Source organism: Deinococcus yavapaiensis KR-236 (assembly GCF_003217515.1).
GTDB lineage: Bacteria > Deinococcota > Deinococci > Deinococcales > Deinococcaceae > Deinococcus_A > Deinococcus_A yavapaiensis.
Genome location: NZ_QJSX01000008.1, coordinates 150,745 through 163,441 on the forward strand (window position 1 = coordinate 150,745; position 12,697 = coordinate 163,441).

Here is a 12,697-nt window from a genome sequence, read left to right on the forward strand (position 1 = left end):
TTCACCTTAGCAAACGACTCGAGCGAACGCCCGTTCGCAATCGAAGACGCCGTCTTGCGTCGCCACGAACCGTACGCGCACGTCGTGCGGCTCGAGGGGCACTTCATCCACCAGCAACTCCGTCCAAGTCACGCCGACCGTGGGAACGTCCCAGCCTGCCAGTAGGCGGTCGTAGAAGCCGCCGCCCGTTCCGAGCCGACCGCCGCGCCGATCGAAGGCGAGGCCGGGCACGAGCACGACGTCGGCCGCACTTTTCGGAAGGTCCGGCGTGCCGAGCGGCGGCTGCAGGATTCCGAATCGATCACGCTCCGTCGCGCTGCTCCACACGTGGACGGTCAGGGCTCGCCGCGGCGCCCAGATCGTTCGCGTCGTCAACAACTCGAACGCGCTCGACAACTCGCTGACGTCCGGCTCGCTCGGCAGGGCGCGGTACGCCAGCACCGTTCGCGCACCGCTGGCCTCCAGCCAGTCGGCGAGATGCGCCGTCAACGCGCTCGACGCGTCGGGCACCTCACGGCGCCGTTGGCTCGCCCAGGCGCGAAGCTCGGCTTTGGTCATCGATAGCGGGCGATGTCGCGGTTGTGCGCCGCGTAATTCGAGTTCACGCGAAACTCGCCCTTCAGGCCGTGCAGGAAGTACAACGCGCGCTCGCCATTCACGAGGCGCCGCGCGTTCAGCACCGACAGCAGCGCCGCCTGGCCGGGATTGTTGATCGGCCCTTGAGGCAAGCCCGGGCGAGTGTAGGTGTTGTACGGCGTGTCCTTCTGGAAGTCGCCGGCGAAGCGGTCGAGCTCGGGCAAGTCCTTGCCGAGGCCGTACGCGACCGTCGGATCCGACCCCAGCGCCATGCGGTCGTCGAGGCGATTGAGGAACACCCCGGCGATGGCGGGCATCTCCTCGTCGTTCGCCGCTTCCGCCTGGACCATGCTCGCGACCGTCACCCAGCCGTACACGTCGAGGCCGAGCTTCTTGGCCGCTTCGACGTGCTCGGGCGTGAACTCCTCGGCCATGCGCTGCACGAGCGCGCGCACCATCTCCTCGTTCGTCGCCTCGGGCCGAAACGGATACGTCGCCGGGAACAGGAAGCCTTCGAGGTTCCCCTTGGCGTACTCGCTGAGAGACGCGTCCTTCAAGGTAGCGAGGAGCGTGCTCGCATCGCCGAGCTTCGCCTTCGCGAAGATCTCCGGCAAGTCCTTCAGGCGCTTGCCCTCGGGAATCGTGACGAGCATGATGCGCGGTCGGCCTGGCCGCGCGAGGCTGTCGGCGACTTCGAAGGCGTCCATGCGCCCGTTCAAATCGTAGAGACCTTCCTTGAGCCCCGTGGCGGTTCCTCGAAAGCGCATCACGGCGCGCAACGCGTCCGCGCTCTTCACGATTTTCTTCGCTTGCAGCTGGTCGGCGACCGCTGGCAAGGTCGTGCCGGGCTTCACCTCCAACTCGAACTTGCCGCCTCCGGCGGGCCGCGTCATGTCGTAAGCGTAGTAACCCAGCCCGCCCGCCGCCACGACGAGCAGCAAGACGAACACCAGCACGAGCCGAACGAAGATTTTCAAAGGGAGGACTCCGACTTCGCAGTCTGACGGCTGCCCACCCCGTGACGCCTTAAGCGTGCCTTAAGATCGTCGTCCATCGGAGCGCGCGCGCCGAAGCGGCTCACCACCCAGCCGGACACGTCCGCCGCGCACCGCGCCGCCGCGATCGGCTCGCCGTAACATAGAAGGTGCCCCAGGAACGCGCCGCCGAACGCGTCGCCCGCGCCCGTCGCGTCCAAGAGCTGGTCGTCCGTCGCCGGAACGTGCACGGGGTCGCGGCCCGGCAAGCCGATCAAAGCGCCTTGCGCGTCGAGCTTCAACAATATCGTCGCCTTGGGAAAACGGTCGCGCAACCACGCCAGCATCTCGTACGGCTCGCTGCGTCCACTGAGGGCGAGCGCCTCGTCGGCGTTCGGCAGCAGCAAGTCGAAGCCGATCGCGTCCAAAAGCTTCAAGAAGTCGTCGCGCCCGAACGACTGGATCATCTGGAAGGACCCCGGATCGAGGCTGATGGTCGCGCCGCCCTCCTTCGCGATTCGCGCCGCTTCGAGCGCTGCGCCGCGAGGAGGATCCGCGAAGAGACTCCACGCGGTGAGATGCAGATGTCGCGCGCCAGCCAAGTCCGCCTTGGGCAACTCCTCGGGCATCAAAAACCAGTCGGCGCCTTGACCCGACAGCATCGCTCGCTGCCCCGACTGCTCGATGAGGGCCAAAATCACCCCGGTCCGATGCTCGTCCGACTCGATGACGCGCGGCGTCACGCCTTCCTCCACGAGCTCCAAACGCGCGAGCTCCCCGAAGGTATCGCGCCCGATCTTCCCGACGAAGGTCACGTCGTACCCCACGCGGGCCGCCCACACCGCGAGGTTCGCCGCGCTGCCTCCACCCGACAACTCCAAGCGGCCCGTGGTATCGCCGCCGGGCAAAATCACGGTGTCGGGCTTGGCGAGCACGTCCCACGCGAGGTCGCCGAGGGACACGAGGGGCGTGCAACGATCACTCCACATTCGCCGAAGTATAAAGCACGTTGCGCACGCGGGCCATGGTCGCCGCGACTTCCTGCGGCGTCGAACCGGTCACGTTGACGTGGCCGAGTTTGCGACCCGGCCGATTCTCCTTGTGGTACAAGTGCAGTCGCGCGCCGCTCAAACGCAGGATCTCGCTCCAATCCGGCTCCGCGCCTTCCCATCCCAAGACGTTCACCATGCCGCTCGGACCGCGCGGCGCGAAGTCCAGCATCGGCAAGTCCAGCACCGCCCGCACCTGCGCCTCGAACTGGCTCGGGCCCCCGCCGTCTTGCGTGAGGTGGCCTGAGTTGTGCACTCGCGGCGCGATCTCGTTCACGAGCAACTCCCCGCTTCGCAATTCGAAGAATTCCAAGGTGAGCAGCCCTTCCAGTTCCCACGCTTCGGCGACCGTTCGCGCGATTTCACGGGCGCGCGACGCCACGCTCGCTTCGCTGCTCGCGGGCCACACCGACTCGTGCAGGATGCCGTTCGCGTGACGGTTTTCCACCAAGCCCGAGAACGTCACTTCTCCGGACGGCGAGCGCGCGACCGAGACGCTCACCTCCCGCACGAAGTCCACGAGGCCCTCCAAGATGCTCGGCGCGAAGTTCATCGCCTTTCTCGCCACGCGCAACTCTTCCACGCTTCGCACGCGCGCCTGCCCTTTGCCGTCGTAGCCGAATTCCGCCGTCTTCACGATGCCCTGGCCGCCCACCGCCGCGAGCGACACGCTGTCGTCTTCCTCGCCGAGCACCACGAACGGGGCCGTTTCGATGCCGAGCGCGCGAACCGCGTTCTTCTCCAGCACGCGGTGACGGCTGATCTCGAACAACCGCGGCGCGGGTCGCACGGGCACGCGCCGCGTCAGGAACGCCAAGGCCTCCACGGGAACGTTCTCGAACTCCAGCGTCACCGCGTCGCACGACGCGAGGTCCGCCAAGGCCGCCTCGTTCGTATAAGCCGCGCGAAGATGCCGAGCCACCAGCCGCGCGGGCGCCGCCTCGTCGGGCTCCAGCACCACGCACCGCACGCCGAGCGGCAAGGCGGCGGCGGCGAGCATCTGCGCGAGTTGCCCGCCGCCGAGAATGCCCAGCGTTCGCTTCACGTCTCGAACTCCGCCGGGCAGTAACCTTCGAAGAACGGATTTCCCAGCACCTCGGCCGTTTGTCGCTCGCGAAACGTGTTCAACCGCGCGCGCACGGTCTCGTCCTCGTTCGCCAGCATGGCCGTGGCGAACAGGGCCGCGTTGCGCGCGCCCGCCGTACCGATCGCGAAGGTCGCCACGGGCACTCCGCCCGGCATCTGCACGATCGACAAGAGCGAGTCGAGGCCATGCAGCGCGCGGCTTTGCACCGGCACCCCCAAGACGGGCACGCGCGTGAACGCCGCCAACATGCCCGGCAAGTGAGCCGCGCCGCCCGCGCCGGCGATGATCGCTCGCAAGCCGATCTCTTCCGCGCGGCGTCCGTAGGCTTCGAGAAGGCGCGGCGTACGATGCGCGGACAGCACGCGCGCCTCGAATGCCACGCCGAACTCTCCCAAGACGTCGAGCGCCGCCTTCATCGTCTCGAAGTCGCTGCGGCTTCCCATCACCACGCCCACCTTCACGTCCTGCACGCTCGTCACGCGCGCCATTGTACGCTACCCCGCCTCGTACGCTAGCCTGTCTTCGTGCAAAGCGTGTACGACTGGCTCTTCACCCGCACGCGCGGCGGCCAGCAACGCGGCCCCGAGCGTGCCGACGACCTGCTGGCCTGCCTCGGGCAGCCCGACCGCGCGTTTCGCAGCGTGCGCGTCGTCGGCACGAACGGCAAGGGCAGCACGGCCGCCATGCTCGAAGCGGGCCTGACGGCGGCAGGGGAGACGGTGGGGTGCTTCACGTCGCCTCACCTCGAAGCCTTCGAAGAGCGCGTTCGCGTGAACGGACGCGACATTTCGGCGCGGCGCACCGCCGAGTTCGTCGACTGGGCCAAGGAACACGCGCCGCACGCGCCGTTCTTCGAACTCACCCTCGGCCTTGCCTGCGCCACCTTTCGAGACGAGGGCGTCACGACCGCGGTCATGGAAGCGGGGGTCGGCGGCGCGTCCGACGCCACGCAGGCCCTTCGGAACGTCGCCGCCGTCCTCCTCACGAACGTCGCCGTCGACCACGTCCTCACCCTCGGCCCGACGACTCGCGACATCGCCCTCGACAAGGCTGCGGCCGCGCTGGAGGGCGTGCCCTTCCTGACGACCGCCACGGGAGAAGGCTTGGAGGTCGCCCTTCATGTCGCCTCGCAGCGTGGCGCGATCGTCTACACGCCGAGTACCCATCCCGACCTGTTCCACTTGCCGCGCCTTCCGCGCCTCGCGGGCGAGTACCAACGCTGCAATGCACGGCTCGCCCTGGCCACCCTGCGGCTCCTAAGGCGCGACGCGGGCATCGAAGCTGCTCTGGACGCCACGCACAAGGGGCGTTTGGAGCGCTTCGACGTGGACGGCCGCACCGTCCTGCTCGACGGCGCGCACAACCCGCACGCCGCCAACGCGCTCGCCGATTCTCTCGGCAGCGTCGACACGCTCGTCTTCGGCGTCATGAGCCGCAAGGACGTCGCCGACACCCTCGCTCCTCTGCGGCGCATCGCGCGACACGTCGTCTTCACGACGCCCGGCGAGGGCGGGACGGATCCTGCCGCCCTCGCGTCGTTTCACGACGGCACGGCCGCTCCCGATCCACGAGCGGCTCTCGCGCTCGCCCTTCGCGCCACACCGCCCGGCGGCCGTGTTCTCGTGGCGGGAAGCTTGTACCTCGCCGGGACGTTGCGTGGCGCCCTCACGAGCGTTCCTCGCACGTCCCTCACGGCTCAGCGCTCGTAGAACGCGGGCGGTTCGATCTCCAACAGCCTCAAGTAGACGAAGCCTTGCGCGCGGTGGTGCACCTCGTTGTCGATCAGGTACGGCACGGCCACGAGGTGGGGCAGGGGCGGCACGACCGCCCACACGCGCTCGCTCGGCACGCTCGTCCATTCGTCCATCAGACGGCGCGTCGCTTCGTCCCAAGCGGCGAGCAACGCCGTCTTCGACCGGACGTCCTCGAACCTCTCCATCGTCGGCGTCCACTCACCGCTTCGCAAGTAAGCCAGGGTCGGCTCGATCATTCCGACGACCTCCAACATCATCTCGCCAAACGATCGTAAGGTCGAAGTCGGCTTGAACGAGAACAACGCCTCGTCCGGAAACGCCTCGATCGTGCGCCGCGTGAGCACTCGGTGCCCCAGCCAGTAATCCAGCAAGGCTTGTTGCGAAAGGGAAACGGTCGAAGTCATGGTCGTCATGTCGGGCCTCCTCAACGTAGCGTACGAGCAATTCCCGTCAAGACTCGTCGCCTTTTCGTGCGACACTGAAGCGTGTACGACCCCTCCATGCGCGTCCTCACCGTGCTGGAACTCCTGCAGGCACGCGAACGCGTCACGGGCCCCGAACTCGCGCGTGTCCTCGAAGTCAGTCCGCGCACCGTGCAGCGGTACGTCACGCGGTTGCAGGACCTAGGCATTCCCGTCACGTCCACCCGCGGGCCGGGCGGCGCGTACCATTTGCGGCCCGGTTTTCGCCTGCCGCCCCTCATGCTCACGAACGACGAGGCGCTCGCCGTCACGCTCGGCCTGCACGCCCTCGCGCACCTCGGCCTCGCCGAGTTCACGCCCGCCGCGAGCGGCGCGCAAGCGAAGCTTCGGCGCGTTTTGCCCCGCGACTTGCAAGAGCGCGTCGAGGACGTCGAAGGTGCCGTCGACCTCTCCGCGCCGCCGTGGACAGTTCCCACTCCCGCCGCCCTGCTCGCCGACGTCGCCCACGCCATTCGCCAACGTCGCGTCGTCTCCTTCACGTACCGCAAGCACGACGGCGCCACGTCCCGCCGCAGGGTCGAACCGTACGGCACGGTGCACCTAGACGGTCGCTGGTACCTCGTCGGCCGCTGCCAGGCGCGCGCCGCCCTCCGCTCCTTTCGCCTCGACCGCGCCGCCGACCTCACGGTCGAACTCCAAGCCTTCGACCGTCCCGGCACGTTCGACGCCAAAGCGTACCTTCACGACACGCTTCCGTTCGCGCACGCTCCCCACCACGTGGACGTTTGGCTGGACTTGCCTCTCTCGGACGCCGAGGCGAAGCTCGTGCCTTGGCGCGTCACCCTCACGGCCGACGGCCCCGGCACCGTCCTGCGCTGTACCCGCGAGCACCTCGGTCCCTTTGCCGCGATGCTTCTCGGCCTGAACTGCGACTTCGTCGTTCGAGCGCCCGAAGCGCTGCGAGGTGCCCTTCGAACCCTCGCCGAACGCGCCGCGCGAGCCGCCGCCATACCCGGCGATTCTACGCTTGACAAGAAAGCGACCAAACCCTAGACTACTTTCCGCCTTGGGTCGTTAGCTCAATTGGCAGAGCAGCTGACTCTTAATCAGCGGGTTGTAGGTTCGATTCCTACACGACCCACCAAGCAAACCCCGTCTAAGACGGGGTTTTTCCGTTTGGATGTAAAAGGTGGTGGGGTGTTGGTCATCTCTTTTGCCCAAACGTTGCCCAAATAGATTTTGTTGCACTAAGAGGCCGTCTGAGAAGGGGCGGAGCTACGCTGAAGGATGGCACGGCACCCCTATCCCTCCGATCTGACGGACCGTGAATGGCGCATTCTCGAGCCACTCGTCCCGCTCGCCAAGCAAGGCGGCCGGCCTCGCAAGCATCCCCTCAGGGACATCCTCGACGCCATCTTCTACGTTGATCGCTCCGGGTGTTCCTGGCGCATGCTGCCCCACGAGTTTCCACCGTGGAAGACGGTCTACCATTACTTCCGTCAGTTCCGTCTCGACGGCACCTGGAAGCGAATGCAAGATGAGCTTCGCCGAATGGCGCGCATGGCGGCCGGGCGTTCACCCGAACCGACCGCGGCCATCCTGGACAGCCAAAGCATCCGGACCAGCCAGCGGGGTGGTCCAAGAGGGTACGACGGTGCCAAAAAGATCAGTGGCCGCAAACGACACCTGCTGGTGGACACCCTCGGTTTACCCCTGCTGATCAAAGTGCTTCCAGCGAACATCAGTGACCGTGATGGAGGTGAGGACGTCCTCCTGGAGGCGAAGCAAGCTATTCCGCCCCTGAGGCATTTGTTTGTCGATCAAGGGTATCGAGGGCAGTGGGTGAAGTGGGTTGAGGGCGAAGTAGGCTGGACGGTGGAGGTCGTCGCACGCCCTCGCAAGATCCGCGGAATCTGGTGGCCGAAGGACCAGCCGTTACCCGACTGGTATTTCGAGGCGTTGGAGGAACAGAAGAAGTTCAAGGTCATTCCAAGACGCTGGGTGGTGGAGCGTTCGTTCGCGTGGTACTCGTTCCACCGCCGCTTGGTGCGGGATTACGAGTTCTTACCGGAAACGACAGAAGCCTTTTTGCAGGTGGCCGCTACGCATCTTTTGGTTCGTCGCCTTGCCGCCTAAACCCCTTCTCGGACGGTCTCTAACACGACTCTGTCAAGCGTTCTGCGCGTCTGCACATGTGCCACACTCGCGCGAGACCGCTGGTACGCTGACCGCATGTCGCACCCCCCGCAAGTCGAGGAGTTCTGGGTTCGTCATCAAGGCCTTCGCGTGCACGCCACGACCACGGGTAAGGGCGATGTCCCCATCGTGTTGCTCACCGGCATGGGCGGTCCCGCGCGCCACTGGCGGCAAGTCCCCAGCCGTGAAATGCAAGAAGGCACCATGGCGACCGCACCGTGGAATGGAAGGTCTCTAATCGAGCCGGCCCTGGCCGCCCTCACGCGTGTCATCGCTTACGACCGTGGGGGCATCGACGCCAGCCAAGCGCCGAGCGCACCCCGGACCGTGGATGACTTCTGCGATGAGTTGCAAGCCGTCCTCGACGCGGCCAACGTTTCACGGGCGGTGCTGGTCGGGCACTCCTTCGGCGGCTTGATCGCCTTCACCTTCGCGCGTCAATGTCCGGAGCGCGTGGCGGGACTGGTGCTGCTCGACGCGTCGCACCCCAATCAACTCGCGCGCTTCACTGCCGTGTTGCCGCCCGAGGAGGGCGCATGGTGGCAAGAGAACGCGGAGACGCGCGCCGAGACGTTCCCGGAGCGACCTCTATGGTCGGGCATGCTGCGGCAAGGAGAAGCGGTGGCGAGCGAGGGAGTGCTGGGCGCCTTGCCGCTCGCGGTCGTGTCGCGCAGCCATACGGAACCGGTGGAGCGGTTGTGGCAGTGGGGCATGACGATGGCGACACGCGAGGGCGTGGCGGCAATGGACGTGGCGTGGAAGGCGATGCAAGCGGACTACGCGCGGTCGTCGACACGCGGGGAGTTGGTGGTGGCGCCGAATAGTTTTCACTACGTGCATTTCGACGCACCACTCGAAGTGGTGAGCGTGATCGAGCGGGTGTGGCGAGCAGCGCGTGATACCACGCTTTGACACTTGATCGTTTCCTGCCCGCACGCTCTGACCTCGTCAGAGCGTGTTGCTCAAGGACGACAGCACCGCCAAGGCGGCCCTCTGCCGACTGACCAAGGAACACGAATTTCCTCGGGCAACACCTCAAGCGGCGTGATGCACAGGGGCGCGGTGAGCAAAGAAGCGTGTGTCCCCCTCTCGCCTTCGGGCGGGGAGGGGCGCTTTTTCGTGGCGGCCGTCAGTTCGGCGCGTCCGGAAAGAACTCGCTTTCTCCTGCACCATTCGCCCGGAGATGAGCGGAGATGCCTTGCATTAGAGCATGCGCGTGGGTCGTGGCCTCCTCGGCAGTCGCGAAGCCATCCTCGGTGACGCGGTACTGCCGACCGAGCGTGGTGGTGACCCAGACGTGGTAAGCGCCTTCGGCGCCGTGGTGAGCGACGTAGAGGTTTTCAAGGTAGATGCTGAGGACGCGCGAGACCTCGGGCTCGTACGTTTCAAGGGCGATGATGGATTTCACTTCGTCCGGCATGGGGTCATTGTTCCACTCACTTGAGAACTCCAGGCACGACGGGTGCCGCGGGAAGTGGGGGCGTTCCTCTCGAAGCACGCGAGCGTCGACGCCAAGGGAGACTGATCGGCGCCACCCTGCCCGACGCTTCGGCACACGACTCCATCAGGAGAAAGGATGCTCGACGGTTCGATAGGACTTGGAAGAAGCTTCTCCCGCACTCTCTCAACGCTCATCAGCTGCTGATCGGCCACGCTTGCCCATCGCCTCTCCCTCGTGACGTCCGTGACCTGCCCGGCTCGCAAAAACTCGAGCATCACGCTCGGCCGTACTGGCGAGCCGTCCGAGAAGAACGATCGTCCCAAGTGACGAAAAAGGAGCCACGAACGCGTCGTGGCACCTTGAGGCGAAGACGACCGAAGCGCTTCGTTCTCGTCACACGAGCCGCACGGGCCGAGCGTTCACGCGCACCCGAAAGAGGGTGTACGGCTTGTGACGTTGATCCTTGCCTTCGTGGTAACGCGCTTGGCGATGCAATTGGTTCGCCGTGACGTACAAAAAGCCGTCCTCGGCCAGAGAGAGCGTGTCGGGCCACAACAGGCGCGGATCGCGCACGACCGTTTCCCACACGCCGCCAGGCTTGCGCCGGGTGATGCTTCCATGCTCGTAGTTCGTGGCGTACACGAAGCCGTCCGCGTCCGACTCCAGTCCGTCCGCGCCGCCGCCCTTGTCGCCCTCGTCGGTGACCGTCGCCGCGACAGCGTCGTCGTCCAGCGTTCGGTCGAGGAGGGCCGCCGTGCTGACGCTGTACAGCCGTCGGCTTCCCAACGGGCAGTAGTACAACCGCTCGCCGTCGGCGGAGATGGCGATGCCGTCGGCTCCCATGCCCGCTCCCGACTTCGGCGGGGCGTCGGGCGTGACCTCCAGAAACGGCCGTCCTTCCACGATCGGGACGAAGTCCGTGAGGTCACGCGCCTTGGTGGACGGGTGGTCGTGCCGCCGCCGCCAGCTCTCGCCCGTTTCGAGATTCACGACGATGATCCCGTTCGGACCGTCTTGCGCCGAGTCGGTGATAAAAGCGGCGTTTCGGCGCAAGTCGAAACGAATGTCGTTGAGGTACGTGGTGGGCAACGCCACGTCTGTCGGCAGCAAAATCTTACGAGTGACGCTGTTTGCGGCAAGATCCACGCACACGAGCTTCGGCCCCCCATAAGACGTGCGCTCGAACATCGGGCTGCCCGTATCGAGCATCCACAATCGATCGGCAGCGTCAACGACGACGCTCTGAACGCTCACGAGTGCGGCGGCGAGGTCGTCTTCGTTCGTGTCGTTCGTCGCTTGATCGGGGTACGCCACCGCCTCTCCTTGGCGAAGCTCGGCGACGGTGAACGTCACGTCGTCGCCCCACTTCGGGAAGTTCACGAAGATGCGCCCTTCGCGCGACACGGTCACGCCCGTCGGCATGGGCCCGTGAAAGTGCGCGACGATCTCGAGGACGCCCGTGAGGCGTTCCATCGGTAAGTTCGTGGTCCGTTCGGGGTCGCTCATTCGGTCTCCTGGGATGACGGCGAGAGGTGAAGCGGGGGTTCTCGCGACGCTCGAAACGAGAGGGTGGCAAATCGAGCTAAGCGCGACGTGGAACCGAGGTCGGCACGGCGCACCCGCTACAACCCGGGAACGACCTCGACTTTGAGCCAGCCGGGACGACGCTCGTCGAACGCTTGGTACGCCGCGACGGCATCGCTCATCTCCTCGACGTTCGACAACAAGGCCGTCGGGTCGAGCGTGCCGTTCTGAATGAGGTCCAGCAGCATCGGGATGTACTTGCGGTGGTGGCAGTTGCCCATGTTGATCGTCAGGTTCTTGTTCATCGCCGCGCCGATCGGGAAGCTCTGCATCGTCTGCGGGTACACGCCGATGATCGACAGCGTGCCCGCCTTCGCAAGTGCTTGCACGGCCCATTCCAGCGCTTGCGAAGGCGCGTCCCCGTGGTTGCCCGCCAAGCCTTGCGGCGCGACTTGCTGCAGCTGCTGCTGAAATTGCGCCTCCTCTTGGGCCGCCTGCTCGGCGGCGGGTCCGGCGTGCGCGTGCTTGGCGTCCACGCCGACCGCGTCGATCGCGCGGTCCACGCCGACGCCGCCCGTGAGGCGTTGAATGGTCGCCACGGGGTCTTCCTGCTCGAAGTTGATGACCTCCGCGCCTTGATACCGCGCGGTCTCCAAACGCGACTCGACCGCGTCGACGGCGAAGACGCGCCCGGCGCCCATGAGTTTGGCGGACGTGATCACGAACTGCCCGACGGGACCGCATCCGAACACCGCGACCGTGTCCCCTTCCTCGATCTCGGCGAGTTCCGCGCCGAAGTACGCGGTCGGAAAGATGTCGCTGCACAAGATCGCCTGCTGATCGGTCACGGAATCCGGAATTTTGACGAGATTCGCCGCGGCGTAGGGAATCCGGGCGAGTTCCGCTTGCAAGCCTTGAAAGGGACCGCTCATTTTCGGGCCGCCGAAGAAGGCGGTGCCCGCCGATGGACCGTTGGGGTTGGCGTTGTCGCACTGCGAGGTGTAACCGGCGCGGCAGTACGAACAGTATCCGCAGGCGATGGTGCTGGGAATGACGACGCGGTCGCCGGGGCGGAAGTTGCGAACGTCCGAGCCGACCGACTCCACGATGCCGACGCCTTCATGCCCGAGGATGGTGCCGGGCACCATCTCGCCCCCGGTGCCGTGCACGAAGTGCAAGTCCGTTCCGCAAATGGCAGAGGCCGTGAGGCGAACGATCGCGTCGCCGGGTTGTTCGAGGGTCGGTTCGGGAACATCGTCGAGACGGATGTCACCCACCCCGTGCCATACCACTGCTTTCATACGTTCCTCATGCCGCTCAGCTGTGCCCTGGATCGGAATCGTCGGACGGGCGACCGTGGCGCCCCTCGCGGTCGCTTTCGCCTTGCTCGTCCGGAGCACCTCGGTTGCCCGGCAGGTTTTGCGATGTTTGTTCCTTCGGCAATTGGGATTGCAGGCCGTCGCCGTGCTCGTCGGGCTTGCTCTTCGTCTGCTCTTCGTCCTGTGTCATGTCGACCTCCTGCTCCACCTCACACGACGCGCATGAGGCGAACTGCTCACCGCCCTTCATGCCTTGTCATGAAGGGCGGCGCGCGCACACTTCAGCTGACGCGTTGTTTTCCGGCCTCCTCGCTCGTCGGCACGGTCACGAGAGGGCGGCGTGTTCGACGTCTAC

At 66.0% G+C, this 12,697-nt stretch carries 14 protein-coding genes and 1 tRNA gene; 5 read left to right on the forward strand and 10 right to left on the reverse strand.

Features of this window, described 5'->3' with window-relative positions:
* Positions 1-6 precede the first annotated feature (6 nt).
* The 5 genes from DES52_RS11635 to purE are packed head-to-tail and all read right to left on the reverse strand — an operon-like array spanning position 7 to position 4,174.
* Positions 7-558, reverse strand: coding sequence for a 5-formyltetrahydrofolate cyclo-ligase (locus DES52_RS11635; RefSeq protein ID WP_110886979.1), 552 nt, complete (start codon positions 556-558; stop codon positions 7-9).
* Positions 555-1,553, reverse strand: coding sequence for an endolytic transglycosylase MltG (gene mltG / locus DES52_RS11640; RefSeq protein ID WP_110886980.1), 999 nt, complete (start codon positions 1,551-1,553; stop codon positions 555-557). Before mltG ends, DES52_RS11635 begins: the two co-directional genes overlap by 4 nt.
* Positions 1,550-2,539 carry a carbohydrate kinase family protein gene (locus DES52_RS11645; RefSeq protein WP_110886981.1) on the reverse strand — a complete coding sequence of 330 codons (990 nt, stop codon included), beginning with the start codon at positions 2,537-2,539 and terminating at the stop codon, positions 1,550-1,552. The genes mltG and DES52_RS11645 overlap by 4 nt, the downstream gene beginning before the upstream one ends.
* Positions 2,529-3,644: a 5-(carboxyamino)imidazole ribonucleotide synthase gene (gene purK, locus DES52_RS11650; RefSeq protein ID WP_110886982.1), complete on the reverse strand. Its 1,116-nt coding sequence runs from the start codon at positions 3,642-3,644 to the stop codon at positions 2,529-2,531. The genes DES52_RS11645 and purK overlap by 11 nt, the downstream gene beginning before the upstream one ends.
* The gene (purE, locus tag DES52_RS11655) at positions 3,641-4,174 is read right to left on the reverse strand and encodes a 5-(carboxyamino)imidazole ribonucleotide mutase (RefSeq protein WP_110886983.1); all 534 of its coding nucleotides are present in this window, start codon (positions 4,172-4,174) and stop codon (positions 3,641-3,643) included. The genes purK and purE overlap by 4 nt, the downstream gene beginning before the upstream one ends.
* 36 nt (positions 4,175-4,210) lie before the next feature.
* Here purE and DES52_RS11660 point away from each other — a divergent pair, with 36 nt between their 5' ends.
* Positions 4,211-5,395 carry a bifunctional folylpolyglutamate synthase/dihydrofolate synthase gene (locus DES52_RS11660; protein ID WP_110886984.1) on the forward strand — a complete coding sequence of 395 codons (1,185 nt, stop codon included), beginning with the start codon at positions 4,211-4,213 and terminating at the stop codon, positions 5,393-5,395.
* On the opposite strand, the gene DES52_RS11665 is transcribed toward DES52_RS11660, so the two are convergent.
* Positions 5,383-5,853 (reverse strand): DinB family protein, encoded by a 471-nt coding sequence (locus DES52_RS11665; RefSeq protein ID WP_110886985.1) that lies wholly within the window; start codon positions 5,851-5,853, stop codon positions 5,383-5,385. The two genes, DES52_RS11660 and DES52_RS11665, sit on opposite strands and share 13 nt — an antisense overlap.
* Before the next feature lie 72 nt (positions 5,854-5,925).
* On the opposite strand from DES52_RS11665, the gene DES52_RS11670 reads away from it, so the two are divergent.
* The 4 genes from DES52_RS11670 (at position 5,926) to DES52_RS11685 (ending at position 8,970) form a co-directional block, all read left to right on the forward strand.
* The gene (locus DES52_RS11670; RefSeq protein WP_110886986.1) at positions 5,926-6,915 is read left to right on the forward strand and encodes a helix-turn-helix transcriptional regulator; all 990 of its coding nucleotides are present in this window, start codon (positions 5,926-5,928) and stop codon (positions 6,913-6,915) included.
* A 15-nt stretch (positions 6,916-6,930) separates the two neighbouring features.
* Positions 6,931-7,006, forward strand: a tRNA-Lys gene (locus DES52_RS11675).
* Between the two features lie 143 nt (positions 7,007-7,149).
* Entirely contained in the window at positions 7,150-7,998 is an 849-nt protein-coding gene (locus tag DES52_RS11680) for an IS5 family transposase (RefSeq protein WP_110886987.1), read from the forward strand.
* Positions 7,999-8,094: 96 nt separating this feature from the next.
* A complete protein-coding gene (locus DES52_RS11685) occupies positions 8,095-8,970 on the forward strand; it encodes an alpha/beta fold hydrolase (protein WP_110886988.1) in 876 nt (291 codons plus the stop codon).
* A 217-nt stretch (positions 8,971-9,187) separates the two neighbouring features.
* Here the strand turns inward: DES52_RS11685 and DES52_RS11690 are convergent, their stop codons facing one another.
* The 4 genes from DES52_RS11690 to DES52_RS11705 form a co-directional block, all read right to left on the reverse strand.
* Positions 9,188-9,478 carry a hypothetical protein gene (locus tag DES52_RS11690; protein WP_110886989.1) on the reverse strand — a complete coding sequence of 97 codons (291 nt, stop codon included), beginning with the start codon at positions 9,476-9,478 and terminating at the stop codon, positions 9,188-9,190.
* Positions 9,479-9,892: 414 nt separating this feature from the next.
* Positions 9,893-11,005 carry an L-dopachrome tautomerase-related protein gene (locus tag DES52_RS11695; protein ID WP_110886990.1) on the reverse strand — a complete coding sequence of 371 codons (1,113 nt, stop codon included), beginning with the start codon at positions 11,003-11,005 and terminating at the stop codon, positions 9,893-9,895.
* A 116-nt stretch (positions 11,006-11,121) separates the two neighbouring features.
* Positions 11,122-12,324 carry a zinc-dependent alcohol dehydrogenase gene (locus DES52_RS11700; protein WP_110886991.1) on the reverse strand — a complete coding sequence of 401 codons (1,203 nt, stop codon included), beginning with the start codon at positions 12,322-12,324 and terminating at the stop codon, positions 11,122-11,124.
* A 16-nt stretch (positions 12,325-12,340) separates the two neighbouring features.
* Positions 12,341-12,532 carry a hypothetical protein gene (locus tag DES52_RS11705; protein ID WP_146237268.1) on the reverse strand — a complete coding sequence of 64 codons (192 nt, stop codon included), beginning with the start codon at positions 12,530-12,532 and terminating at the stop codon, positions 12,341-12,343.
* Positions 12,533-12,697 lie beyond the last annotated feature (165 nt).